Annotated in this window: 22 protein-coding genes; 9 read left to right on the forward strand and 13 right to left on the reverse strand. The window is 68.7% G+C overall.

What is annotated here, in order from left to right; genetic code table 11:
* Positions 1-11: 11 nt before the first annotated feature.
* The 4 genes from MSZK_RS32560 to MSZK_RS03860 all read right to left on the reverse strand — a co-directional run bounded on the left by MSZK_RS32560 (position 12) and on the right by MSZK_RS03860 (position 1,970).
* Entirely contained in the window at positions 12-149 is a 138-nt protein-coding gene (locus MSZK_RS32560) for a hypothetical protein (RefSeq protein WP_199203179.1), read from the reverse strand.
* A gap of 63 nt (positions 150-212) precedes the next feature.
* A complete protein-coding gene (locus tag MSZK_RS03850; protein ID WP_158230540.1) occupies positions 213-884 on the reverse strand; it encodes a glycosyltransferase family A protein in 672 nt (223 codons plus the stop codon).
* On the reverse strand, positions 877-1,557 hold the full coding sequence (locus MSZK_RS03855) for a glycosyltransferase family A protein (RefSeq protein ID WP_158230541.1): 681 nt from the start codon (positions 1,555-1,557) through the stop codon (positions 877-879). Before MSZK_RS03855 ends, MSZK_RS03850 begins: the two co-directional genes overlap by 8 nt.
* Before the next feature lie 8 nt (positions 1,558-1,565).
* The gene (locus MSZK_RS03860) at positions 1,566-1,970 is read right to left on the reverse strand and encodes a PqqD family protein (protein WP_158230542.1); all 405 of its coding nucleotides are present in this window, start codon (positions 1,968-1,970) and stop codon (positions 1,566-1,568) included.
* Here MSZK_RS03860 and MSZK_RS03865 point away from each other — a divergent pair.
* Together MSZK_RS03865 and MSZK_RS03870 are read left to right on the forward strand one after the other, a co-directional pair.
* Positions 1,969-4,161 carry an acyltransferase family protein gene (locus tag MSZK_RS03865; protein ID WP_099245024.1) on the forward strand — a complete coding sequence of 731 codons (2,193 nt, stop codon included), beginning with the start codon at positions 1,969-1,971 and terminating at the stop codon, positions 4,159-4,161. The two genes, MSZK_RS03860 and MSZK_RS03865, sit on opposite strands and share 2 nt — an antisense overlap.
* A 57-nt stretch (positions 4,162-4,218) precedes the next feature.
* Positions 4,219-4,437: a three-helix bundle dimerization domain-containing protein gene (locus MSZK_RS03870; RefSeq protein ID WP_099245026.1), complete on the forward strand. Its 219-nt coding sequence runs from the start codon at positions 4,219-4,221 to the stop codon at positions 4,435-4,437.
* Between the two features lie 10 nt (positions 4,438-4,447).
* On the opposite strand, the gene MSZK_RS03875 is transcribed toward MSZK_RS03870, so the two are convergent.
* The 8 genes from MSZK_RS03875 to MSZK_RS03910 form a co-directional block, all read right to left on the reverse strand.
* A complete protein-coding gene (locus MSZK_RS03875) occupies positions 4,448-4,741 on the reverse strand; it encodes a hypothetical protein (RefSeq protein ID WP_099245028.1) in 294 nt (97 codons plus the stop codon).
* 91 nt (positions 4,742-4,832) lie between these two features.
* The gene (locus tag MSZK_RS03880; protein WP_099245029.1) at positions 4,833-5,102 is read right to left on the reverse strand and encodes a hypothetical protein; all 270 of its coding nucleotides are present in this window, start codon (positions 5,100-5,102) and stop codon (positions 4,833-4,835) included.
* 106 nt (positions 5,103-5,208) lie between these two features.
* Positions 5,209-5,970 (reverse strand): SDR family NAD(P)-dependent oxidoreductase, encoded by a 762-nt coding sequence (locus MSZK_RS03885; RefSeq protein ID WP_099245031.1) that lies wholly within the window; start codon positions 5,968-5,970, stop codon positions 5,209-5,211.
* Positions 5,967-7,145, reverse strand: coding sequence for an acyl-CoA dehydrogenase family protein (locus tag MSZK_RS03890; RefSeq protein ID WP_099245033.1), 1,179 nt, complete (start codon positions 7,143-7,145; stop codon positions 5,967-5,969). The genes MSZK_RS03885 and MSZK_RS03890 overlap by 4 nt, the downstream gene beginning before the upstream one ends.
* Positions 7,142-8,140 (reverse strand): phosphotransferase family protein, encoded by a 999-nt coding sequence (locus tag MSZK_RS03895; protein ID WP_233211110.1) that lies wholly within the window; start codon positions 8,138-8,140, stop codon positions 7,142-7,144. The genes MSZK_RS03890 and MSZK_RS03895 overlap by 4 nt, the downstream gene beginning before the upstream one ends.
* Before the next feature lie 40 nt (positions 8,141-8,180).
* Positions 8,181-9,497, reverse strand: coding sequence for a threonine/serine exporter ThrE family protein (locus MSZK_RS03900; protein ID WP_099245269.1), 1,317 nt, complete (start codon positions 9,495-9,497; stop codon positions 8,181-8,183).
* 19 nt (positions 9,498-9,516) lie between these two features.
* Positions 9,517-9,897 carry a DUF1622 domain-containing protein gene (locus MSZK_RS03905; RefSeq protein WP_099245037.1) on the reverse strand — a complete coding sequence of 127 codons (381 nt, stop codon included), beginning with the start codon at positions 9,895-9,897 and terminating at the stop codon, positions 9,517-9,519.
* A 7-nt stretch (positions 9,898-9,904) separates the two neighbouring features.
* Positions 9,905-10,405: a hypothetical protein gene (locus MSZK_RS03910; protein ID WP_099245039.1), complete on the reverse strand. Its 501-nt coding sequence runs from the start codon at positions 10,403-10,405 to the stop codon at positions 9,905-9,907.
* A gap of 159 nt (positions 10,406-10,564) precedes the next feature.
* Here MSZK_RS03910 and MSZK_RS03915 point away from each other — a divergent pair, with 159 nt between their 5' ends.
* The 6 genes from MSZK_RS03915 (at position 10,565) to MSZK_RS03940 (ending at position 19,799) form a co-directional block, all read left to right on the forward strand.
* Positions 10,565-11,269: a response regulator transcription factor gene (locus MSZK_RS03915; protein WP_199203187.1), complete on the forward strand. Its 705-nt coding sequence runs from the start codon at positions 10,565-10,567 to the stop codon at positions 11,267-11,269.
* Positions 11,247-12,749 carry a cell wall metabolism sensor histidine kinase WalK gene (locus tag MSZK_RS03920; RefSeq protein WP_099245043.1) on the forward strand — a complete coding sequence of 501 codons (1,503 nt, stop codon included), beginning with the start codon at positions 11,247-11,249 and terminating at the stop codon, positions 12,747-12,749. Before MSZK_RS03915 ends, MSZK_RS03920 begins: the two co-directional genes overlap by 23 nt.
* A complete protein-coding gene (locus tag MSZK_RS03925) occupies positions 12,746-14,542 on the forward strand; it encodes a glycosyltransferase family 39 protein (protein ID WP_233211107.1) in 1,797 nt (598 codons plus the stop codon). Before MSZK_RS03920 ends, MSZK_RS03925 begins: the two co-directional genes overlap by 4 nt.
* A gap of 44 nt (positions 14,543-14,586) precedes the next feature.
* The gene (locus tag MSZK_RS03930; RefSeq protein WP_099245047.1) at positions 14,587-15,828 is read left to right on the forward strand and encodes a bifunctional glycosyltransferase family 2/GtrA family protein; all 1,242 of its coding nucleotides are present in this window, start codon (positions 14,587-14,589) and stop codon (positions 15,826-15,828) included.
* A 5-nt stretch (positions 15,829-15,833) separates the two neighbouring features.
* Entirely contained in the window at positions 15,834-17,738 is a 1,905-nt protein-coding gene (locus MSZK_RS03935; protein ID WP_371411286.1) for an ArnT family glycosyltransferase, read from the forward strand.
* 72 nt (positions 17,739-17,810) lie between these two features.
* Positions 17,811-19,799 (forward strand): alkaline phosphatase family protein, encoded by a 1,989-nt coding sequence (locus MSZK_RS03940; protein ID WP_099245051.1) that lies wholly within the window; start codon positions 17,811-17,813, stop codon positions 19,797-19,799.
* A 162-nt stretch (positions 19,800-19,961) separates the two neighbouring features.
* On the opposite strand, the gene MSZK_RS32255 is transcribed toward MSZK_RS03940, so the two are convergent.
* The gene (locus MSZK_RS32255; protein ID WP_102869252.1) at positions 19,962-21,656 is read right to left on the reverse strand and encodes a PGRS repeat-containing protein; all 1,695 of its coding nucleotides are present in this window, start codon (positions 21,654-21,656) and stop codon (positions 19,962-19,964) included.
* Positions 21,657-22,017: 361 nt separating this feature from the next.
* On the opposite strand from MSZK_RS32255, the gene MSZK_RS03950 reads away from it, so the two are divergent.
* Positions 22,018-23,895 carry an alkyl/aryl-sulfatase gene (locus MSZK_RS03950; protein WP_099245053.1) on the forward strand — a complete coding sequence of 626 codons (1,878 nt, stop codon included), beginning with the start codon at positions 22,018-22,020 and terminating at the stop codon, positions 23,893-23,895.
* Positions 23,896-23,899: the final 4 nt, after the last annotated feature.

Here is a 23,899-nt window from a genome sequence, read left to right on the forward strand (position 1 = left end):
CGAAGGGCGGGTCACTCCCCGCCCAGGACAGCACCGAGGACGGCGCCGGCAGCCTTCAACTCGTCCGGCTGGCTGTGCGCGTAGATACGGGCAGTGATCGAGGGGTTGGCCTGGCCGAGCCACTTGGAGATCGTCGCCGTCCCCGACATGATGGGCAGGCTACGCCGGTGTGGTCGTCAGTCGCTCAGTGTTCCCTGAACGGGGGGCGCACTTCACCGGGATTGTCCCGGGTTGCGTAAGCGGGCCGCGCGTTCCCGCGCCAGGGCCAGGTAGGCCTGCCGCAGATCGGGTTTCTGCACGCGGGTCAAGTTGGCGGCATGACCGCGTCGATGCAAGAGCACCTCGGGCAGTTCGACGATGACGATCCCGAGATCCCGGGCCCGCACCATCCACCGCATCTGGGCGATCAGATCGGAGCCGAAGCCGCCGATCGTCTCGACGGCCTCGCGGGTGACCAGCGCGGTGCCGGGCACCGGAGCCGGCGCCGTGGCTGCCTGCAGCGTGCCGTCGTCGTCCATCTCCCGCAGATGCCCCACGACCATCTGCGCGCCGGGGACGCTGCGCGCGGCATCCAGACCGGCCGCCACCCGCCCGTCGGGCCAGCAGTCGTCGGCGTCGAGGAACGCCACCCACTCCGCGGTGGTGGCGGCGACCCCGGCGTCAAGGTTCTCGCCCGCGGACGGCCCGCCGGAGATGACCAGCCGAACCCGGGGGTCGGGATGGGTGGTGGCCAACTGTGCGGTGGCCGAGCCGGTCTCGTGGGTCGCGATCACCACGTCGACGACGTCCGGCTGACGCAGCACCGAGCCCACCGCCTCGGCCAGGTACGGCTCGCTCGGCCGGGCGGGGATGACCGCGGCCACCCCGCCGGCGGCATCAGCCATCGGTGGCCCGCTTCCTGGCGATCGACGCCCGCGCGATCGCCAGGTGTTCGCGCACCCGCAACACCTGGTCGCGTGACGTGTTGTCGCCGTGAATCCGGCGTTCCAGCAGAACCTGATCGACCAGTGTCGAGCGCAGTCCCGCGTCGTGGGCGCGCGCCGTCCACGCGACATCTTCGGAGATCTGGATTCCCGGCGTGTGAAACCCGCCGATGCTTGCGAAAGCGTTGCGACGGTAGAGGGTTGCGCCCGGTGCCAGCGAAGGCTCGGGCGCACCGTCATCCCAGTCCGGTTTCCACCACGGCGGCCGTTGGGTGCCGGGCTGCAGGAACGTCGTGCACAGCGATCCGACGAAATCGATGTGCGGCTGCGCCTCCAGTACGGCGAGCTGATGGGTCAGCTTGTCCGGACACCAGCGGTCGTCCTGGTCCAGGAACGCCAAGACCTCACCGTCGACCGCCTTGATGCCGTGATCGCGGGCCAGCGCCTGGCCCACCCGGTCGGTGTGCAGGACCCGGATGCCGTGCTCGCGCAGAATCTGGGGGCTGCGATCCGTCGATCCGTCGTCGACGGCGACGACGTCACTCGGTTGCAGTGTCTGTGCCGCAATCGAATCCAGCGCTTCGGACAGGTAGGGTGCACCGTTGAAAACCGGCAGCACCACGCCGATTCTCATGGCGGAGTTCATCTCTCGGGAGCGACGGCGGGCCACCCGGTTTCGCGATCGACGTCGTGTACCGGATCGGCCAGCAGATGTTCCCGCAGGTCGGTGTAGACGTGCAGTTCCGGTGCCTGGAACGTGCCGAGGTCGGCGCTGTCGGACACGGGCATCGGCACCGGGGCCGCGATGATGAGGCCGTGCTCGAACAGATGCTGGTGGAACGCGGCGATCGTGCCTTCGATCGCGGCGGCGTCGCCGTTGTGCTCGGCGGCCAGCGTCGCGGCGGTGTCCGCGGTCGCCTCGCCGGCGAGCAAGCGCGACCACAGATCGGCCGCCGTCCCCTCGAGGGAGTAGTAGCTTCCCGTGGCGAGGTTGATCAGGACCGTTTCACCGTCGATCGTCTCGTGGACGACCTGGCTACCTAGCATGGAGGCCATTAAACCGCACCGCTGGCCTGTCAGGACGGTGGAATCCGGCTGGCTCCGCCTGCCCGGCCGCGGTTCCCGATCAGAAAGCAGGACTGCGTTGTCCGCCGCTGCGCCGGCCGCCGGGCTCGAGGGATCCGCCCGGCCCGGTTTCCGCCCGGACATCGAGGGACTGCGGGCGGTGGCGATTCTCGCGGTGGTCGCATTCCACGCGAGCCTGCGCGGCGGCGGATTCGTGGGCGTCGACGTCTTCTTCGTGGTCTCCGGATTCCTGATCACCCGCCTGCTGTGGGCGGAAGTCACCGCGACCGGCGGCGTCCGGTTGGTACGGTTCTACGCCGCCCGCGCCCGCCGGCTGCTACCCGCCTCGGCGACCGTGCTCGTGGTGACCGCGGTGGTCGCCGCCTGGCTGCTGCCGCCACTGCGAGTGCCGGCGGTTCTGGGTGACGCGCTGGCCGGCGCGCTATACGTCGTCAACTATCGCTTCGCGGTCAATGGCACCGAATACCTTGTCGACCACTCGGATTCGCCGTTTCAGCACTACTGGTCGCTCAGCGTCGAAGAGCAGTTCTACCTGCTGTGGCCGGTACTGCTGTTGGCGGCTGTCTGGCTTCGCCGCCGCCGGTCGGTTCCCTCGGTCAGGCCGTACTGGATCGGCCTGGCGGGAGTGGCCGTCGCCTCCTTCATCGCATCGCTGCTGTGGACCCACTCCGCGCCGCCCGGTGGAGTGTTCCTACTTCCGCCATGGGCGTTCTTCTCGCTGCCCACCAGGGCGTGGGAGCTCGCGGTCGGCGGCTTGGTCGCCCTGGCAGTGCCGACGCTGTGCCGGATACCGGCATCGGTGGCCCGGGCGGCCGGTGTCGCCGGGCTTGCGGCGATCGGCGTGGCGGTCTTCGGTCTGGGCACCGCGACTCCCTATCCCGGTGTTGCTGCCCTTCTGCCGGTGCTGGGCACCGCCCTGGTGATCGGTGCGGGCTGCGCGCTGCCGTCGGGCGGCGCCGCACGGGTGCTGTCCTCGCGACCGCTGCGGCCCGTCGGGCGAGTGTCCTACTCCTGGTATCTGTGGCATTGGCCGCTGCTGATCTTCGTCCCGCTGCTGATACCGCAGCACCGACTGGCGGTGGCGGTGGCGGTGGTGGCGTCGTACGGGTTGGCGGTGCTGACCGAGCGCTATGTGGAGCGACCACTGCGATACTCGCCGGCATTGCGGCGCTCGTCGGCATCGAGCCTGGCCATGGGTGCGGCGGCGACCGACCTCGCGGCGGGTGTTGCCGTCGCATTGGCCGCCCTGGTGGTCATCCCGGTCGGCCCCGGCGACGCGGCGGCCTCGATCGACACCGACTCCGTTGCCGAGTTCCAGGCAGCAGTCGAGGCCGCCGCGCACCAACGGGCGCTGCCGATGAACCTCGACCCGCAACTGGCCGACGTGGCCGAAGCAGTCCACTCGGCGCAGTCGGATGTCTGCGTCGACTCGTGGCGCGATGTCGAGGTAGGCGACTGCATCTCGGGTGATCCCGGTGGTCGGCAAACGGTGGCACTGGTCGGTGATTCGCATGCGGCGATGTGGCGACCGGGTTTGGAAGACGCTGCCCGGCAACATAATTGGCGGCTGATGACGATGGCCAAAAACACCTGTCCGTTGCCTGACCGGCCGATCTACAACCCCTTCCTTGGTCGGCGCTACGTCGAGTGTGAGCAGTGGCGGGACAATGTCATCGAGCGGCTCGCGGAGGTGCGACCGGCTGTTGTCGTGGTCAGTGTCTCGCGTCGCTACGGATCCCGTTGGGGCCTGGCCAGTTCGGGTCCGCAGTGGGATGCCAGCCTGTCGGCCCTGATCGACGTCCTGCGCGCCAGGACCGGCGCGGCGGTCGTGGTGCTCGGCCCGGTCCCGGACCCGCATACCGACGTGCCGGTGTGCCTGTCGGCGCATGTCGATGACATCTCGGTGTGTGCACCGCAGCGTGACGCCGCGGTGAAGTCGAGCGTGATCGCCGCCGAGGAGCGGGCCACGCGGGCCGTCGGCGGCCGCTACGTCGACGTGTCCGACCTGTTCTGCACCAGCCAGACGTGTCCGGCGGTGGTCGGCCGGTATCTGGTCTTCCGTGACGACAACCATCTGAGCGCGGCCTACGCCGGCGCGCTGGCCGGCGTCCTCGGCGGCACCCTTGCCGAGGTGATGGCCCGGCCGCGGTGACCGCTACGTGACACACGTCAAATTGACGGCATCGTCGTGGTGGCCCAGAGTGGAACAGTGGGAAACGTAAGCGAAGTTACGTTAATCGAGCAGGTCGTGGACCGGCTGGCGGCCGCCCACCCCGACGTGCCTCGCGACGAGATCGCGCACATCGTCGCCACCGCACACGAACAGTTCGAGCACAGCAGGATCCGCGAGTTCGTCCCGCTGTTCGTCGAGCGCCGGGCCCACGCGGAGCTCGCTCGTCGCGAATCCCTGCTGGTCTGGTCGTCGTGACCGGCCGGGGCTAGACAGCCCCGGCGTTCGCACCCTCATCGGTGTACTCGGGACCGCTGGGCTGGGGAGCATTGCCCGTCCCACCGGCGTCCTCCCCCTCTTTCCAATAGAGGTCGTCGGTCGGCAGCGGCGCGGGGCCGGTCCCCCCGGCATTCTCGTTGGCATCCCAGTAGTACGGCTCGGTGGGATCCGGCCAGAGCAGTCCGCTCCCCGAATCGTCGGCGCCTGCCGTCGCCGCGGTCGAGAGCGTGATCGCCGTCACCGCCAGGGCGGCAAAGCCCACGAGTTTTGCGTGCACCATCACGACCGATCTCCTCCTGCGTCAGTGGTCGCCGGTTTGCCGGCAACTCAGGCTGTCGTCCGGAGTTGGCCACACGGTGAACGCAGGGTGAAGATCAAGCGCGCAAACTGACGTCGAGCAGCGCGGGCTCGGCGGCCAGATCGAGTTCGACGCTGCGAGCGGGGCGCAGCTTCCGCAGCAGGTGGCCGATGGCGTAGACCTGAGCGACTCCGATCAGGACCAGTGGCCACAACGCGCCGGCAACGGCGGACCAGAACATCCGTGCGACGTCACCGGGCGGGTCTATCGACTGAAAGCGGGGGCTGACCAGCCAGGCGGAGACGGCGATGACGACTGCCGCCACCAGGTACAGGTCGATCCACATGTGATCGAGAGTTGCAGAGCCGTCTTAAAGGGAGATGTCGTGATGGTGTGAAGGCACTGAGAAGCTCGGATCGACGCGTGACCGTTACCACTAAGTGATGGTGAGGCTAAGTGATGGTGAGGCCACCGTCGACGATAATTGTCTGGCCCGTCACATAACCGGCGGCCGCCGACGCCAGCCATACTGCGGTGGCAGCCAATTCGGCGGGATCGCCGAGCCTGCCCAGCACGATCCGCGGTAGCTGGGTCTCCAGGTAGCCGGGCTTGTATTCGTCGGTCATCTCGCTCTTGAAAAAGCCCGGTGCCAGCGCATTCACCCGAATTCCCTTGCGGGAGCCCCATTGTTGGGCCAAATCGCGAGTCAGCCCCATCACCGCTGCCTTGGACGCGCTGTACGCGGCCTGCGGGAGACCGCCGGTGGTGACGCCAAGAATGCTGGAAATGTTGATGATTGAGCTTCCGGCCGGCATCACACGGCCGCACGCCTGAGCCATCCAGTACGAGCCGTTGAGGTTGACGTTGATGACCTTGCGGAACTCGTCGGGGGTTTCGCGGGTCGCCGGCACCGCGGTACCGACGCCGGCATTGTTGATCAATATGTCGACCCGGCCGAACTCGTTGACAGCCGCCTCGACCAACTGCTGGCACTGCTCCGGGTCGGCTACATCGGTCTTCTGGCTGTACACCCGGCGCCCGGCCTGCTCGACCAGGGCCGCCGTGCCCGCCATCTGCTCCACCCGCCGGGCGCCGAGCACCAGGTCGGCGCCGGCCTCGGCGAAAGCCTGCGCGAACGACACCCCCAGACCGGATGACGCGCCGGTGACAATGACGACCTTGTCGTCGAGACGAAACAGGTCCAGCGTGCTCATGACGGGTTCCTCAGGACTTGGCGGGCGATGGCGTACTTGTGGACTTCGGTCGGCCCGTCGTAGAGCCGGAAGGCGCGCATATCGGAAAAGATCATCCCGACCGGCGTCTCATCGGAAATGCCCATGCCGCCGAGGATTTGCACGCAGCGGTCGGCCACCTTGAACAGCTCCTCGGACACGTAGGCCTTCACCATCGAGCTCTCGTGGCGGCCCTTGGCGCCGGTGTCCAGCGCCCAGCAGGCCCACCAGATCGCCAGCCGGCACTGCTGCATCGCGATCTCGTTGTCGGCCAGCATGAACCCGACACCCTGATGCTCGCCGAGCGGCTTGCCGAACCCGGTGCGGGTGCGGGCGTGCTCGATCGCGATCGACTGGGCCCGCATGGCAGCCCCCAGCCAGCGCATGCAGTGGGTCAATCGGGCTGGGGTGAGCCGCAATTGGGCGTACCGCAAGGCCTGGCCGACCTCACCGAGCACCGCTGAGGCGGGCAGCCGCAGGTTGTCGAAGCGGATCACGCCGTGGCCCTCGACGTAGTTGCGGTCCATCGTGTCCATCACGCGTTCCAGCTCGATCCCGGGCGTCTGCCCGTCGCACAGGAACAACGTGGGGCCGTCGGCGCCGTGCGCGTTCGGGGCCACCCGGGCCATGATGATCCAGGTCCGCGCCCGGTTGGCGCCGGTGATCAACCATTTGCGTCCGTTGATCACGTAGTCGGTGCCGTCGAACACCGCTTCGGTGGCGAGCTGATTCGGGTCCGATCCGGCACCGCCGGGTTCGGTCATCGCGAACACCGAGCGTTGCCTGCCGTCGATCACCGGGACCAGGAACTTCTCCGCCTGCTCCTCGGTGGCGATCTTGGACAGCACGTACATGTTGCCCTCGTCGGGTGCCGCGCAGTTCAGCGCGACCGGCCCGAGCGTGGACCAGCCTGCGGCTTCGAACAGCACTGCCTGTTCACGGTGGGACGGCTCACGGCCGCCGAATCGGTGCGGTGCCTGAAAGGTCAGCAACCCGGCTTCGCGGGCCAGTTCGACGAGCTCGGTGCGCAGCTCTTCGTTGGGGCCGTGCCGGGTGATACGCGGGTCGCGTTCGTAGGGAACGATCTTGTCGACGACGAACGCGCGAATCTCGTCGCGCAGCGCCGCCAGGTCATTGGGAATCTCGAAATCGATCATCGTTGTCCCTCCATCAGTGCCAGGGCGCGCTCGAACAAGCGCACTGTCGCGATATGCAATCGATCGCCAATCTCCTTGGGCGCCAAGCCCGCGCAAGCGCGTGCGTTCGATCCCTCGAGGATGATGCCGAGCTTGAAACAGGCCATCACCGTGTACCAGTCGATGTTGGACAGGTCACGGGTCGTGTTGCGGGCGTAGCGCTCGATCAGCTCGTCCGGGGTGGCCAGGCCGCCGGCGTCCATCAGGACGTTGGTCAGCACCGAGTCACGGCCAGGTGCGAACCAGGTGGCCAGCATCCAGCCGAGGTCCAGCAGCGGGTCGCCGATGGTGCACATCTCCCAGTCCACGATCGCCACCACGTCGGGACCGGTCGGGGAGAACATCACGTTCGCGGCGTGATAGTCACCGTGCATGATGCCCGGTTGCCAGTCGGCCGGCTGGTTGTCCTGCAACCAGGTGGCGACGGCGTCGACGTCGCCGATCTGCGGTCCGGGGTAGTTGTCGAAACCGCTGTAGGACTCCAGCTCGGAAAGCCACCGCGGCACTTGACGTTCCAGGAAGCCCTCCGGCTTGCCGAAATCGGCCAGGCCGACCGCGACATGGTCGACCGCGCCGAGCTTGGCCACCGACTCGGCCATCGACAGGCCCATCTCGTGCCGGATACCTGCGTCGCCGGCATGCAGTGGCGGCAGCGTGGCGCCGGCGTTGAAGCCGTCGACCGGCTCCATCAGATAGAACACCGCGTCGCCGAGCACCGAGGTGTCCTCGCACACCGCGATCAGCCGGGGGTGCGGCACGTCGGTGCCGGCCAGCGCGTGCAAAACCCGCGTCTCGCGCAGGATGACCTTGTTGCTTACCGGCCGCAGGTGGCGCGGTCCCCGGCGGAACACGTACTCGCGGCCCGACCGGGTGAAGCGCAGCATGACGTTCTGGGTGCCGCCGGCGATCTCGGACACGTCATCGAGGGGGCCCTCACCAAGGCCCTGCTCCGACATCCACGCCGTCACCGCGCTCAGGTCATCCACCCGGGTGAACCTACCGTACGGTTGGTTGAGCCAGTCCCTTCGGCCACGGCAATCGGCTGTCGATGGTGCGGAACACGCTCCAGCCGATCACGGTGCCCAGCGCGATCGAGAGCACCGCCGCGCCGGTGACACCTAGATTGGCCGGCCCGATCTCGCCGCCGGTGGCGGCCTGGCTCACCGATTCGAAGCTCAGCGCACCGGGGACCAGCGCCCAGAACGCCGCCAGCATCATCACGATCGCCGGGGGAGAGGTCTTGATCCGCGCCGCCAGCATCGCGAACGGGACCGTCAGGAACGCGCCGATGAATCCGGAATAGGCTGCGGCCACGAACTTTCCGGCGATCGCCTGGCCCACCAGGGCGACCGCGATCGCGGCGGCCAGCCAGACCAGCGATCCGCGCGGCGCGGAGAGATACACATAGAGGCCGATCGCCACCACGATGATCGCCACGTACAGCGACCACGAGCCCATCTGCGCCGACGGGGTCTGCGGATTGACCCTGCCCGCTACGTGCTGGCCGAGCGCCACCCCGAACACCAGCAGGGCCAGCTGCGCGACACCGTAGACCAGTCGGCTGGTACCTCCGATCAGCTGGTTGCTGGCCAGCTCCATCGCACCGATTGTCAGCGCCATCCCGGGCAACATCGCGACCAAGGCCGGGGCGATCACCCGCAGCAGCCCGTCGTTGGCGGTGTCGGCGACGAACCAGGTGGCCAGGATCGTCACCACCATCGCCGCCAGGGTGGGCAGTACCGGATTGAGCGACGGGAACGGTCGGCCCAATTGGGCGATCGCCCCGACCACCAGCCCGAGAAACAGGTACCCCGGCAGCGAGGCCCAGGTGGGGTTGATGACCATGCCGAATCCGATTGTCGTGACGGCATATCCGAGCGTTGTCGCGATCGGGCCGTAGCGCGGAGGCAAGTTGCGCGCCCGGGTGATCGCGGCGATCGCGTCGCTGGGGGTGATGGCGCCGACGGAGGCCAAGCTGGCGATGTCGTCGATACGGCCGGCCATGTCCAGCTGTAGTGAGTAGGTCGTGGAGGTGTCCACCTCGTAGCCGACGGTGCCCACCTGGATCATCAGCACGGTCGGCAGCACGACCACGCGCACCGGTCGGGTGGTGTACTGCGCGGCGATCTCGAGCAGCCGCGCGGTCACCAGTTGGGTGGGCTGCTCGACCTCGAGCAAGGCGATGCCGATCTCGCGCAGCATGGCCGCGACCTCGACCTGATCGTGGCGGTCCGGCGGACCCAACGGTTCCGGGGGCGTCTTGCGGATCGCATCGAAGATCCGGACGCGCCGCGCGTGTCTCTTGTCGTCCATACCCGCACTCATACCCGCATCACCCCGGAGGCAGGGGTGCGGGCGTCGACTCGGTCGCGGCCTGTTGCTGGCGGTTCTTCTGCCACGGCCAGTAGCCAGTGATCTCCAACTCGAGGGAGAAGCTCAGGAAGGTACGGATCAGCACGATGCCGGCCAGCACCGCCACACTGCGGGCATCCGGGGTGACCGCCACGGTGCGGATGATGTCGGCGGCCACCAGGAATTCCAGGCCGAGCAGGATCGAGCGGCCGAGCTGCTCCCGGAACGTGCGGTAGGCCTGACCGGTCTTGAGTCGGGGGATCACGCCGGCCGCCGAAATCAGCGCGCCGAGCGCGATGACCGCCACGCCGACGGCATCGATCCCCTTGCCGACCGTCTCGATGACCTCGAAGAAGTTCACCGAAAAATTATCTGGCCGGCATCACCGTGGTGGCCGTCGCCACGCCGCCCCGCTCGGTCGCCCGCACCGACACCTGCACGCCGGCCTCCAGTGGCTGCGGTGGCCTACGGGTGTCGGCATCGAGCACGTAGGTCTGGCTGTATCCGTCGGCGCTGCGGACGGTGACCGAGGTGGCCGAGGCGGCGGTGACGTCCCCGGTCTGGGTCAACTCGGTGCTGAAGCCGCCCTCACCGTCGGAGACGACGGTCTCCCCGTGCACGGTGCGGCCGACACCCCCGGGCCCGCCGGGGCCACCCCAGCCGGGCGGGCCGCCGGCCGCAGGGTGCCCGGCACTGCCGCCGGTCGCGGCGTACACCGCCACGCCACCGACCGCGGCCAGCGCGACGGCGATGCCGACAGCGGCCACGGTCGTACGAGCTGACCACGTGGTCTGCCGGTCATCGGGTGCGCCCCACACCGGCCGCTCATCCACCCCGACGCGCCGATTCTCCTGATCGCTCGTGCTCATGCCACCACCGTGGGCACCCAACCTGGGTATCAGCTGTGGGCAGTATCGGCGCGCTGTGTGCGTCGGGTTCACAGCGCGCGCATAGCAACGCCATAGGGACGGCTCATCGACGCTCCCATACTGGAGGACATGACCTCTTCAGCGGCCGACCGCGTGGTGATGCGGCGAGCCGACGGAAACCCGATCACGGTGCTGGTCGTCGACGACGAAACCGTGCTGGCCGAAATGGTGTCGATGGCCCTGCGCTACGAGGGCTGGACCATCGCCACCGCCGCCGACGGCGCGTCGGCGATCGCGGCCGCCCGCACCGCGCGACCCGACGCGGTGGTGCTCGACGTGATGCTGCCCGACATGAGCGGGCTGGAGGTACTGCGCAAGCTGCGTGAGCAGAACCCGCAGTTACCGGTACTCCTGCTGACCGCCAAGGACGCCGTCGAAGATCGCATCGCGGGCCTGACCGCCGGCGGCGACGACTACGTCACCAAACCGTTCTCGATCGAGGAGGTCGTGCTGCGGTTGCGGGCGCTGCTGCGGCGCACCGGGGTCACCACGGAGGACAGCGGTGCCCAGATCGTCGTCGGGGACCTGGTGCTCGACGAGGACAGCCACGAGGTGACCCGCGGCGGCGAACTGATCACGCTGACCTCGACCGAGTTCGAGCTGCTCCGGTTCCTCATGCGCAACCCCAAGCGGGTGCTGTCGAAAGCCCAGATCCTGGACCGGGTGTGGAGCTACGACTTCGGCGGCCGGTCCAACATCGTCGAGCTCTACATCTCCTACCTGCGCAAGAAGATCGACAGTGGGCGCGATCCGATGATCCACACGTTGCGCGGCGCGGGCTATGTTCTCAAGCCTGCGAGCTAGCACCTGGTCGCTGAGCGCCCGGCTGCTCATCGGCCAGCTCTGCCTGTTGTTGGTGGTCTGCCTCGGCATCGGTGCGGTCACGGTGCTGGCGCTGCACCAGTACCTGGTCGGCGAGGTCGACGCTGCGCTGCGGGAAACCGCGCACCGCTCGGCGATCATCTACGGCGAACCTCCGCCGCCGCCGTTGCCGCCGTCATTGCGCGACAACCGGCCACCCTGGCCGCGGCCCGGACCCGGCCCGGAATTCCTCGACGCCCCCGGGCAGCCGATCGGCATGGTCGCGGCGGTGATCACCAACGGAACCGCGACCGACGCCGGCGTGCTCGGACCGGGCGGGGTGCGGGCCCGCGTGCCGTCGGCCGCGCTCGCCGAACTCACGCAGGACGACAACCTGCGCCACCCCGTGACACGCAGGCTCGACGGCCTGGGCTCGTATCGGGTCGTGGCGGTGCGCAGCCGGCTGACCGGTGAGACGTTGGTGATCGGGCTGAGCATGGGCAACGTCAACGCGACGCTGCTGCGGGTGGCGCTGATCTTCGCCGTCGTCACTGCGGCCGCGCTGGCGGTGGCCACGACCGTCGGCATCCTGATCAACCGCCGCGCGCTGGCGCCGCTGACCCGCGTCGCGGCGACCGCCGGGGAGGTGGCGAATCTGCCGCTGGACCGCGGCGAAGTGGAGCTGCCGGTGCGGGTCGCCGAACCGGACGCGAACCCCTATACCGAGGTTGGCCGGCTGGGTCTGGCGCTCAACCGGATGCTCGACCACATCTCGGCCGCACTGTCGACCCGGCAGGCCAGTGAGAGCCGGGTGCGGCAGTTCGTCGCCGACGCGAGCCACGAGCTGCGCACGCCGTTGGCTGCGATCCGCGGTTACACCGAACTGGCGCAACGGAAACGGGATCAGGTCCCCGACGATGTCGCCCACGCGATGGGCCGGGTGGAATCCGAAGCCGAGCGCATGACGCACCTCGTGGAGGATCTGCTGCTGCTGGCGCGACTTGACTCCGGCCGTCCCCTGGAACGCGAGCCCGTCGACCTGTCCCGGCTGTCGGCCGATGTCGCGAGCGACGCCCACATCGCCGGCCCGGACCACGAATGGACCCTCGACGTGCCATCGGATCCGCTCTACGTGACCGGCGACGACGCCCGGCTGCATCAGGTGGTGGCCAATCTGCTGGCCAATGCCCGAACCCACACCCCGCCGGGCACCTCGGTGACGCTGTCGTTGCACGCCGAGCCGAACGAGGCGGTGCTGCGGGTGGCCGACAACGGGCCGGGTATCCCCGCCGAGCTGCAGTCCGAGGTCTTCGAGCGATTCGCGCGTGGTGACACGTCGCGGTCCCGCAAGGGTGGGTCCACCGGCCTGGGGCTGGCGATCGCGTCGGCCGTGGTGCGTGCCCACAGCGGCAGGATCGAACTACGCAGCGTGCCGGGCTGGACCGAGTTCACCGTGCGGTTGCCGCGTGCGGCCGAATCGTGAGCCGGGTCCGGCAGCACGCCCCGCTGGCCGTGCTGTTGGTCACCACGGCCGTGCTCTACATCTGGAATCTCGGGGCCAGCGGGTGGGCCAACCCCTTCTATTCGGCGGCCGCGCAGGCCGGTTCGCGTAGCTGGCTGGCGTGGCTGTTCGGGTCCAGCGACGCCGGTAACGCCATCACCGTCGACAAGACGCCGGCGGCGTTGTGGGTCACGGGTCTGTCGGCGCGGCTGTTCGGGGTGAATCCGTGGAGCATTCTGCTGCCGCAGGCGCTGGCCGGGGTGGCGGCGGTGGCGGTGCTGTACGCCGCGGTGCGGTGGGTCAGCGGGCCGTGGGCGGGGTTGTTGGCAGGCGCGGTGCTGGCCTTCACTCCCGCCGCCGCCCTGATGTTCCGCTTCAACAATCCCGATGCGCTGCTGGTGCTTTCGCTCGTCGTCGCCGCCTACTGCACCCAACGGGCACTGGACCGCGGCGCCTCGTGGTGGTGGCTGCCGCTCGCCGGCGTCGCGGTCGGGGTGGGATTCCTGGCCAAGATGCTGCAGGCGTTCCTGGTGTTGCCCGCGCTGGCGGCGGTGTTCCTGGTGGCGGCCGACCTTCCGATGCGGACCCGGATCGGGCGAGTGGCCGCTGCGGCGGGCGCACTGGTGGTCGCCAGCGGCTGGTATCTACTGTTGGTGACCCTCTGGCCGGCGGATGCACGGCCCTATATCGGTGGCTCGCAGCATAATTCGATCATCGAACTGGCCCTGGGCTACAACGGTGTCGGCCGGCTCACCGGCGACGAAACCGGGGGGTTGGGCAACCTCAACCAGGATGCGGGCTGGGCGCGGTTGTTCGGATCGGAGATGGGTACCTACATCGCGTGGCTGGTGCCTGCCGCCGTGATCGCGATCATCGCCGGCCTGGTGATCACCCGGAGAGCACCCCGCACCGACACCACCCGGGCGGCGCTCCTGATGTGGGGCGGCTGGCTGGTGGTCACCGCGGTGGTGTTCAGCTTCGCCAACGGCATCCTGCACCCGTACTACACCGTGGCACTGGCTCCGGCGGTGGGTGCCGGCCTGGCGATCGGCACCGTCGAGTTGTGGCGCCGACGCGCCGATATCCGCAGTGCCATCACATTGTCCGGCATGACGATGATCACCGTGGTGCTGGCGTATCTTCTGCTGCAACGGGATTCGCAGTGGTTGCCCTGGCTGCGGGTGGGGATTGTGGTTGCCGGCTTCGCCGGTGCCGCCTTGCTTGTGGTCGTGGGGCGCCTGCCCCGCGGCGTGGGCGCCGCGGCGGGAGCGCTGGCGCTCACGGCGGCGCTGGCCGCACCGGCGGCATTCTCACTGGCCACCGCCGCTGCCCCGCACAGCGGTGCCATCCCATCCGTCGGCCCCGCGACCGGGCACGGCGGCCCGCCCCGAGGGATGTTCGACGCGCCCCAGCCCGGCGCCGACCTCGTCGAGGCGCTGCGCCTCGACGCCGACCAGTACACCTGGGTGGCGGCGACAGTCGGCTCGAGCAACGCCGCCGGGTATCAGCTCGCGACGGGTCGGCCGGTGATGGCGGTCGGCGGCTTCAACGGCACCGATCCCGCCCCGACCCTCGAGCAGTTCCAGGCCTACGTCGGGCAACGACGCATCCACTGGTTCGTGCGCGCCGACATGCCCGGGTTCATGTTCGGCACGAGCTCGGGCAGCGACGCCGCTGCCCGGATCCAACGCTGGGTCGCCGCCCATTTCACGCCCCGCGAGGTCGACGGCGTCACTGTCTACGACTTGTCGCAGGCATTCACAGCGGCCGCATAGCAAGCACCAATTTCCCCCTCACCGGCACGGCCGACGATCGAAGCATGACCATCACCGACGTCCCCGTGGCACGCCGACGCAACGCGGCCCTGATCGCGTCCGAGCTCGGTGTGCCCGTGCTCGACGTCGTCGTGCCGGTGTACAACGAGCAGGCCGCGCTGGCCGACTCCGTGCACCGGCTGCACCGCCACCTGCGGGAGGACTTCCCATTCTCGTTCCGCATCACCATCGCCGACAACGCCAGCGTCGACGCCACCCCGGCAGTCGCCGCCGAGCTGGCCGCGCAACTGCCCGAGGTGCGCACGGTGCGCCTCGAGCAGAAGGGCCGCGGTCGCGCGCTGCACGCGGTGTGGTCGACGTCGGACGCCCCGGTGCTGGCCTACATGGATGTCGACCTGTCCACCGATCTGGCCGCGCTGGCGCCACTGGTGGCACCGCTGGTGTCCGGACATTCGGACCTCGCGATCGGCACCCGGCTGGGGCGCGGGTCGCGGGTCGTGCGCGGCGCCAAGCGCGAGATCATCTCGCGCTGCTACAACCTCATCCTGCGTTCGACGCTGGCCGCGAAGTTCAGCGATGCCCAATGCGGGTTCAAGGCGATCCGCGCCGACGTCGCATCCGAGCTGCTGCCCTACGTCGAGGACACCGGCTGGTTCTTCGATACCGAACTGCTGGTGCTGGCCGAACGCAGCGGTCTGCGGATCCACGAGGTGCCCGTCGACTGGATCGACGACCCGGACAGCCGGGTGGACATCGTGTCGACCGCCGTCGCCGATCTGAAGGGAATCGCCCGCTTGCTCAAGGGTTTCGGAACCGGACAGATTCCGGTACAGGCGATCGGCGCCCAGTTCGGTAATCGGGCCGGCGCGCCGAGGTCCCTGCTGAACCAGAGCGTGCGGTTCGCCGCCATCGGGATCGCCTGCACGCTCGCCTATCTCGCTCTGTTCCTGCTGTTGCGCCCGATCGGCGCGCAGCCTGCCAACCTGATCGCGCTGTTGGTCACCGCCGTGGCAAACACCGCGGCCAACCGGCGATTCACCTTCGGGGTGCGTGGCCGCACCGGAGTGGCTCGCCACCAGTTCCAGGGGCTCGTCGTGTTCGGGATCGGGCTGGCGCTGACCAGCGGCGCACTGGCAGTCCTGCACACGCTGGGCGAACCGCCGCGGGTGATCGAGCTGCTGGTGCTGGTTGCGGCCAATCTGCTGGCCACCGTCGTTCGTTTCGTTCTGCTGCGGGGCTGGGTGTTTCACCCGCGTCGTGGTGCGCAGACGCGGGGAGGAAAGTGATGACCATGCTCGTCGAACGCCAGAGGACCGAGCCGGTGCTTCCGCCGGACCGCCCGCACCCGATGCGGCCGCCCTGGGCGCGCCCGGCCGTGTTCGCCCTCCTGACCGCGACCGCCGTGCTGTACCTGTGGGGCCTGGGCGCGGCCGGGTGGGCCAACGAGTACTACGCGGCAGCCGTGCAGGCCGGCACGCAGAGTTGGAAAGCCTTGCTGTTCGGTTCGATCGACGCCGGAAACGCGATCACGGTGGACAAACCACCCGCCGCGCTGTGGGTGATGGCATTGTCTGGGCGGATCTTCGGGTTCGGCACTCTGTCGATGCTGGTGCCCCAGGCATTGATGGGTGTAGGTGCGGTGGCACTGGTCTACGGTGCGGTGCGCCGGGTCAGCGGCTACGGTGCGGGCCTGCTGGCCGGCGCGGTGCTGGCGCTGACGCCGGTGGCGGCGTTGATGTTCCGGTTCAACAACCCCGACGCACTGCTGGTTCTGCTGTTGGTGGCCGCCGGATACTGCGTCACCCGCGCACTGGACGGCAGATCCACCCGGTGGATCGCGCTGGCCGGCGTCCTGATCGGGTTCGCCTTCCTGGCAAAGCTGCTGCAGGCCCTGCTGGTCACCCCGGCTCTGGCGCTGGTGGTGCTGGTGGCCGTGGGCGGCAGCCTTGGGCAGCGACTGCGTGACCTGGCAGTCGGCCTGGCCGCGATGGTGGTGTCGGCGGGGTGGTACCTGGCCCTGGTGAGCCTGTGGCCCAGCGCTTCTCGGCCCTACATTGGTGGGTCCACCGACAACAGCCTGTTACAGCTGGCGCTTGGTTACAACGGTCTTGGCCGGGTCTTCGGTGGGGACGGTAACCCGGGCGGTGGTTCGGACTCCGGTCCTTCTGCGATGGGGGGTTCGCCGATGTTCGGCGGGTCCACCGGGATCACCCGGATGTTCGGCGAATCGATGGGCACCGAGATCTCCTGGCTGCTGCCGGCCGCTCTGATCGGCCTGCTGGCCGGGCTGTGGTTCACCCGGCGCGCACCACGCACCGACCGGACCCGCGCCGCCCTGCTGCTGTGGGGTGGCTGGTTGGTGGTCACCGTCGTGGTGTTCAGCTTCATGAAGGGGATCATGCATCCCTACTACACGGTCGCGCTGGCACCGGCGATCGGCGCGGTGATCGGCATCAGTGTGCGAGAGCTATGGCGCGGCAAGGAATTTGTGGCTTCGCGGATCGTGCTGGCTGCCATGCTCACGGTCACCGGGGTGTGGAACTTCGTCCTGCTCGACCGCACGCCGGACTGGCTGCCGTGGCTGCGCTGGGTGGTGTTGGTCGGGGCGATCGTGGTGTCCGCGGTGCTGCTGGCCGGCGCCCATCGCCTGGGCCGGTGGATCGCCGCGGTTGCCGCGGCAGGCCTGCTGTTCGGACTCGGCGCCACCGCGGCGTACACCGTGGAGACGGTCGCCGGTAACCACGGCGGCGGCATCCCGATCTCGGGCCCGGCCCGTGCCGGTGGCGGGTTCGGCTTCGGCGGACCGGGCGGACCGGGCGGACCGGGCGGGCAAGGGGTTGCGCCCTCGGACAACGCCGAGCTCAAGGGTCTGCTGATCCAGGCTGACAATCGTTGGGCCGCAGCAACTGTCGGGTCGCATGTCGCGGGCAGTCTCGAACTGGCCACCGGTACGTCCATCATGTCGATCGGCGGGTTCAGCGGCGGCGACAATTCGCCGACACTGGAGCAGTTCCAGGCCTATGTGGCCGCGGGACAGATCCACTACTTCATCGCCGGCAACGGTCCGGGTGGTGGCCATGGCGGTCCGGGCGGCGAGTCGGGTCCCGGCACGCAGATCACCACGTGGGTGCAGCAGCACTTCACCGCCCTTGACATCGGCGGCACCGAGGTCTACGACCTGACCGCGCAGAACTAACCCGTCGAATACGGTCCGTGCAGGGCCCGTACTTCGTACCATCTGATGATTCGGGTGGCGGGAGTACGGGTCATGGGCAATGCAGCACATGTCGGCAGGATTGGTGCACTGGCGGTAGCCCTGGGGATCGGCTCCTGGTTGGCGAGCACGCCGGGTGTGGCCGACGCGCAGCCGTCGAACACCTCGACGGCCTCGGGGAACACGGCATCGGCGGCCAACTCCAAACCCGCGGGAGTGGCCAAGTCGCACCGGGTGACACCCAACTTGGCTGCCGCCCCGTCGTCGGCCAAAAAAGGTAAGCCTGCGCTTCTTTCGGTGCCGGTTGCGCACGCTCCGACGGCCAAGGGAGTTGCCACCGCGGTGCATTCGCTGCTCGGCGACGGCACGCCGCCTTCGCCGGCGACGATCTCGTCGATGCTGGCATACGCCGGCAACGAGTTGCGTCGCATCACCGGCGTCGGGAAGGCAGGCGCGGTCACCACCGCCGCCGTGCCGGCCACGGGTCCCAATCTCCTGACGAATCCGGGGGCCGAGCTCGGCGACAGCGCCGGGTACGGGAACAGTGCGGTCAGTGTGCCCGGCTGGACGGCCACCGGCACTCCGACGGTGGTTCAGTACGGTGAACTGCGCAACGCCTGGCCGGTTGGGCTGAGCTTCGCGTGGCCGAATCTTCCTGCCATCGTGTCGTTCCCGGGCGTGAACGCCGCGCCGCCCGGCGGTGGCAACCAGTTCTTCAGTGGTGGTGATGTTGCCACTTCGGCGCTCACCCAGACGGTGGACCTCAATGCCTCCAAGGCTGAGATCGACACCGGCACAGTGCCGTTCAACCTCAGCGGTTACCTCGGTGGATACCTGCTGGACCCGTCCTTCGCCACCGTGAAGGTCACGTTCCTCGACGAGAATCAGCTCTATCTCGGCAGCTCGTCGATCGGACCGGTTTCCAACTTGGACCGGTTGGGACAGACCGGATTCCGTCAGCGCACCGCCATCGGCACCGTTCCGGTCGGCACGCGCAGCGCCGTCGTGACGCTCACCATGCACGACCTGAATCCGGTGGTGATCGGCTTCACCGCGCGATTCAACAACGCCTACGCCGACAACCTGTCCTTCAGCATCGGCACCGCGCAGGCCCAGCCGCCCGACCCGGCACCGCCGGTTTCAGACGTCCAGCCGCTCGACCATGTGTTCCTGGTCTATATGGAGAACAAGGGTTACAACGACATCGTCGGAAGCCCCAACGCCCCGTTCCTGAACAGCTTGATGAACGGCTACGGGCTCGCCACCAACTACTACGCCGTGACCCATCCCAGCCTGCCGAATTACTACGCGATCGCCGGCGGACAGGTCTACGGCAAGACCTACAACTGCGCGTCGGTGTGCATCGACGACCCGAACAACCTGGCCTTCACCATGGACCAAGCCGGAGTGACGTGGGCCGCCTATGCGCAGGGCATGACGCCGGGCCAGCCGTTGCAATCAACCGCGAACTATTCGACGGATCAGACCCCGTGGCCGGCGTTCGCCGGGATCGGTGACAACCAGGCGTATGCGGCCGCGCACATGTTCCCGCTGACGCAGATGGCCACCGATCTCGAGTCCGACGCCACCACACCGAATTTCGTGTGGTTCGCCGCCGACGAGGACTCCAACGGCGAGGGCCCCGTCGACTCCCTGGCCGGGGTGGCCCACTTCGCGTTCTCGCAGATCGATCCGCGCCACCAGTACAACGTCGCGGCCCTCGACGAGTTCCTTGCGGAGAACGTGCCGACGATCATGAATTCTGAAGTCTGGAAGACCACGAAGTCGGTGCTGATCGTCACGTTCGACGAGGACAACAACAACATCACGCTGGGCTTCGGCAATGAGGGCAACCATGTCGTCACGGTGGTGATCCCCTCGCCGCTGGCGGTCAGCGCGGGCGGCATGAAAGGTGGCGCATTCGTGGTCACCGATCACTACGACCACTACAGCACGCTGCGGACCATCGAGGACGCGCTCGGGGTGCCCACCATGACCAACAATGACAAGTACGCCGAACCGCTCAACGGATTCTGGACCTGACCCCGGCACGGGGCGCAGCGTGCGCGAAATCTGCAGGAGGGTTGTGGTCGGAGCCAAACCACAGCCCTGCGGTAGATCTCGCTGACGACGGCTAGACCGAGTGCGGCTGGAGAACGAAAGCCGCCGGCGTGCGATTCGGCTCCGATATGGCCAGCGCCGATGTCAGCCTTGACCGCCATTGGCCTTGCCTGGATTGCCGTTCGAACCGTTGTTGTTCGAACCGCTTCCGCGGGTGCCGCCCTGGCCGCCGCTGCCGCCGGTTCCGCCGGCACCGTCGACACCGCCGCCGGAACCACCCGCACCGCCGGCCCCGGCAACGCCACCGTTACCGCCGTCGCCGCCGTTGCCGTTCAAGCTGCCGGAGCCGCCGTTACCACCGGTGCCACCCGTGCCGCCGTTGCCGCCGGTACCGCCCTTGCCGCCGGTGCCGTTCGGGCCGGCGGTACCCCCGGTCAATCCGCCGCGACCGCCGGTGCCGGCATTGCCGCCCGCCCCGCCGGTGCCGCCGTTGCCGCCCTGACCGCCGGTGCCGCCGCTACCGCCGACGGGTTTGGTTGCGCCGCTACTGATCAGGTGAGCCGTGGCCCCATTGCCACCCTTGCCGCCGATGTCACCGTTGCCGCCCTGACCGCCGGTGCCGCCGTCGCCGCCGACACCACCGTTGCCGGCGATCAGGCCGCCGCTGCCGCCGTTGCCGCCGCTGCCACCAGCGCCGCCGGCCTGACCAATGGTCCCTCCACCACCGTTGCCGCCGCTGCCACCGTTGTTGTAGGTGGAGATCGTGGGCCCGATTCCGTAGCCGGCCTTGCCGCCGTCTCCGCCGTTGCCTCCGCCGGGCGCGCCGTTGCCGCCGTTGCCGCCCGCACCGGCCTTGCCGCTCTCGGTCACGTTCCCGCCGACTCCGCCCGTTCCGCCGGCCTGGCCGGGCAGCGTGCCGTCGGCGCCGTTCGTTCCATTGCCGGCGGTACCGGAGGTCACGCTCGCGCCGGCGGTGCCGTCCTGGGCGTGGGCCGGCGGGGTCGGGTTGACGCCGTCGGCGCCCGCCGCTCCCGCCCCGCCGCTGCCCCCGTTGCCGCCGTTGCCGAACAGTCCTGCCGAGCCGCCGTTACCGCCGCTGCCGCCCGCCTGGCCCGGGTCCGTGCCGTCGGCGCCGTTGCCGCCGTTGCCGCCGTTGCCGAAGAACAGTCCCGCGCTCCCGCCGTTGCCGCCGGTTGCGCCGGCTTCGGTTGCGGCGCCGCCGTTCCCGCCGTTCCCCCCGAAGAATCCGCCGTTGCCGCCGTCCTGGCCGGGCGCGCCGTCGGCGCCGTTGCCCCACAACAGCCCGCCGGCCTGGCCGGGCTCGGTGCCATTGCCGACGAGCATCACTCCGCCGGCGACGACCGTCAGTTGCCCGTCGACGGTGTAGACCTGGAACAGCGCCGTGATGGTCGTGGTGCCGTCACTGACGGTGATCAAAGCGGGTACCGATGCATTGCCGGAATGTGCGCTGCGTTTCGTACTGGTGGCGACCGCAGCCTGCGCGGCGCCATAGGTCAGCTCGCCGGGGTGGTTGGCGATCCGCGATGCGACGTCGCCGGCCGTGCTCGCCACGGCGGCAGCGGTCGCGGCATCGGATCCTGGCGCCGCCGACCACTGCACCTGGATGCCGGGGGACGTGCTGATCGCCCCCGCGAGGCGCACGCCCGGCGTCGTGGCGGGGCTCGGCGTGGGGGTCCATGGCGTCACGATCGCGCTCAGCTCAGGCGTCGAGGCGTGGAGCGCGAGACGGGGCCGTTCTGCCCCCAGCGCCACCGCGCCGATCAATTCGCCGGCGGCGACCAGAGACAGCAGACCGACAGGCCGAACGCGGGTGATCATGGACCCTCCTGAGCTAATTTCTGTGCGTCATGGTCGCAGTGGGTGAAGGCAAACCGCAAGCTTCTCGTCGACAAATGTCGAAACCCCAGGTCGCCAAGACCTGGTGACCCGCAATGCGGATCACATCGCTGATAGTGGACTAGAAGTCGTCGATAGAGATTCGTAATGCGGATTACAGAGATCCGTCCAGATATCGCGAGATCAACCGCCGCGCTCCGGATCGATCCTCGTAGCGGCATCCGCCGGCATGGGTCGCCTCGGGCCGCTGGTTAACTCCCGGTCGTCGCTGTGCCCGCGGGTGCCGGCCGGCGTCGCCGTGAACCGTTCACGTGCCATCCGAGGATGGGGAAGGATCTGCCGCATGACTCCCAAGCCGCCGTCCGCGGCCATCGAAGCCGCCCACGCCGAACACCTGCAGTCGCTGCCGTTCGAGGACACCGCCGACTTCGCCGATGCCGACCGCGGCTTCATCGCCGCGATGACACCGTGCGTGGTGAAGGCCGCCGACGGCCGGGTGGTGTGGGACAACGACGCCTACGCGTTTCTCGCCGGTGACGCGCCGACGTCCGTCCACCCGAGTCTGTGGCGACAGAGCACGCTGGCCGCCAAACAAGGGCTCTACGAGGTCGTCGAGGGCATCTATCAGGTGCGTGGGCTGGATTTGTCGAACATCAGCTTCATCGAGGGCGACACCGGCATCATCGTCATCGATCCGCTGGTGTCTACGGAGACGGCCGCGGCCGCACTCGCGCTGTACCGCGCGCATCGCGGCGACCGGCCCGTCGTCGCGGTCATCTACACCCACTCCCACGTCGACCACTTCGGCGGTGTCCTCGGGGTGACCACCCAGGCCGACGTGGACGCCGGCAAGGTCGCAATCCTGGCTCCGGAAGGCTTCACCGAACACGCGGTGCAGGAGAACGTCTACGCGGGTACCGCGATGGCCCGCCGGGCCGGCTACATGTACGGGGCCGTGCTGGAACGCGGCCCGCAGGGCCAGGTCGGCTGCGGGCTGGGCCAGACACCGTCGACGGGTGAGGTGGCGATCATCGTGCCCACCATCGACATCGCCAGCACCGGCGAGACGCACACCATCGACGGACTCGAGATCGAATTCCAGATGGCCCCCGGCACCGAGGCGCCCGCCGAGATGCATTTCTACTTTCCGAAGTTCCGCGCGTTGTGTATGGCCGAGAACGCCACGCACAACCTGCACAACCTGCTGACGCTGCGCGGGGCCCTGGTGCGCGACCCGCACGCCTGGTCGGGCTATCTGACCGAAGCGATCGACACCTTCGCCGACCGCTCCGACGTGGTGTTCGCCTCCCACCATTGGCCGACGTGGGGGCAGGACAACATCGTCGAATTCCTTTCGCTGCAACGTGATCTGTATGCCTACCTACACGACCAGACGCTGCGCCAGCTCAATCAGGGCTTCACCGGCATCGAGATCGCCGAGACTTTCCAGATGCCGCCTGCGCTGCACAAGGCGTGGCACGCCCACGGCTACTACGGCTCGGTCAGCCACAACGTCAAGGCCGTCTACCAGCGCTACATGGGCTGGTTCGACGGCAACCCGGCGCGGCTGTGGGCACATCCTCCGGAGTCGATCGGACCCCGCTACGTCGAGGCGATGGGCGGTGCCGACCGGGTGGTGGAGCTGGCCCGAGCGGCGTTCGAGGACGGTGACTACCGCTGGGCGGCAACGCTGCTCGACCACGTCATCTTCACCGACGAGCAGCACACCGCCGCCCGCGAGCTGTATGCGGACACCCTCGAGCAGATGGCGTATGGCGCCGAATGCGCCACGTGGCGCAACTTTTTCCTGTCCGGGGCGACCGAACTGCGCGACGGGAACTTCGGCACGCCCACCCAGGTGTCGCCGACGACGCTGCTCGCCCAGCTCACCCCGGAGCAGATGTTCGACGTCCTGGCGATCAGCGTGAACGGGCCGCGGGCTTGGGAGCACGACATCGCGCTCGACGTGACGTTCGCCGACCTGGGCACCAACTACCGGCTCACCCTGCGCAACGGTGTGCTGGTCTACCGTCAGTCCCCGGCCGACGAATCCACTGCCACCGCGACTGTCCGTTTCGCCGGCAAGCTGCGGCTGTTGGCCGTCGCGGCAGGCGATTTCGCATCACCCGGGATGGACATCACCGGCGATGCCCAGGCGCTGCAGACGCTGCTCGGCGTGCTGGATCAACCCGATCCGAGCTTCAACATCGTCACGCCGTAGGACG

This window comes from Mycobacterium sp. shizuoka-1 (assembly GCF_002723835.1).
GTDB lineage: Bacteria > Actinomycetota > Actinomycetes > Mycobacteriales > Mycobacteriaceae > Mycobacterium.

Coding starts and splice junctions, on each gene's coding strand:
- MSZK_RS32560 (WP_199203179.1), bottom strand. CDS start 149: ATGTCGGGGACGGCGACGATCTCCAAGTGGCTCGGCCAGGCCAACCCC.
- MSZK_RS03850 (WP_158230540.1), bottom strand. CDS start 884: ATGGCTGATGCCGCCGGCGGGGTGGCCGCGGTCATCCCCGCCCGGCCG.
- MSZK_RS03855 (WP_158230541.1), bottom strand. CDS start 1,557: ATGAGAATCGGCGTGGTGCTGCCGGTTTTCAACGGTGCACCCTACCTG.
- MSZK_RS03865 (WP_099245024.1), top strand. CDS start 1,969: ATGGAGGCCATTAAACCGCACCGCTGGCCTGTCAGGACGGTGGAATCC.
- MSZK_RS03860 (WP_158230542.1), bottom strand. CDS start 1,970: ATGCTAGGTAGCCAGGTCGTCCACGAGACGATCGACGGTGAAACGGTC.
- MSZK_RS03880 (WP_099245029.1), bottom strand. CDS start 5,102: ATGTGGATCGACCTGTACCTGGTGGCGGCAGTCGTCATCGCCGTCTCC.
- MSZK_RS03885 (WP_099245031.1), bottom strand. CDS start 5,970: ATGAGCACGCTGGACCTGTTTCGTCTCGACGACAAGGTCGTCATTGTC.
- MSZK_RS03890 (WP_099245033.1), bottom strand. CDS start 7,145: ATGATCGATTTCGAGATTCCCAATGACCTGGCGGCGCTGCGCGACGAG.
- MSZK_RS03895 (WP_233211110.1), bottom strand. CDS start 8,140: ATGTCGGAGCAGGGCCTTGGTGAGGGCCCCCTCGATGACGTGTCCGAG.
- MSZK_RS03900 (WP_099245269.1), bottom strand. CDS start 9,497: ATGGACGACAAGAGACACGCGCGGCGCGTCCGGATCTTCGATGCGATC.
- MSZK_RS03910 (WP_099245039.1), bottom strand. CDS start 10,405: ATGAGCACGAGCGATCAGGAGAATCGGCGCGTCGGGGTGGATGAGCGG.
- MSZK_RS03915 (WP_199203187.1), top strand. CDS start 10,565: ATGCGGCGAGCCGACGGAAACCCGATCACGGTGCTGGTCGTCGACGAC.
- MSZK_RS03920 (WP_099245043.1), top strand. CDS start 11,247: ATGTTCTCAAGCCTGCGAGCTAGCACCTGGTCGCTGAGCGCCCGGCTG.
- MSZK_RS03930 (WP_099245047.1), top strand. CDS start 14,587: ATGACCATCACCGACGTCCCCGTGGCACGCCGACGCAACGCGGCCCTG.
- MSZK_RS03935 (WP_371411286.1), top strand. CDS start 15,834: ATGCTCGTCGAACGCCAGAGGACCGAGCCGGTGCTTCCGCCGGACCGC.
- MSZK_RS03940 (WP_099245051.1), top strand. CDS start 17,811: ATGGGCAATGCAGCACATGTCGGCAGGATTGGTGCACTGGCGGTAGCC.
- MSZK_RS32255 (WP_102869252.1), bottom strand. CDS start 21,656: ATGATCACCCGCGTTCGGCCTGTCGGTCTGCTGTCTCTGGTCGCCGCC.
- MSZK_RS03950 (WP_099245053.1), top strand. CDS start 22,018: ATGACTCCCAAGCCGCCGTCCGCGGCCATCGAAGCCGCCCACGCCGAA.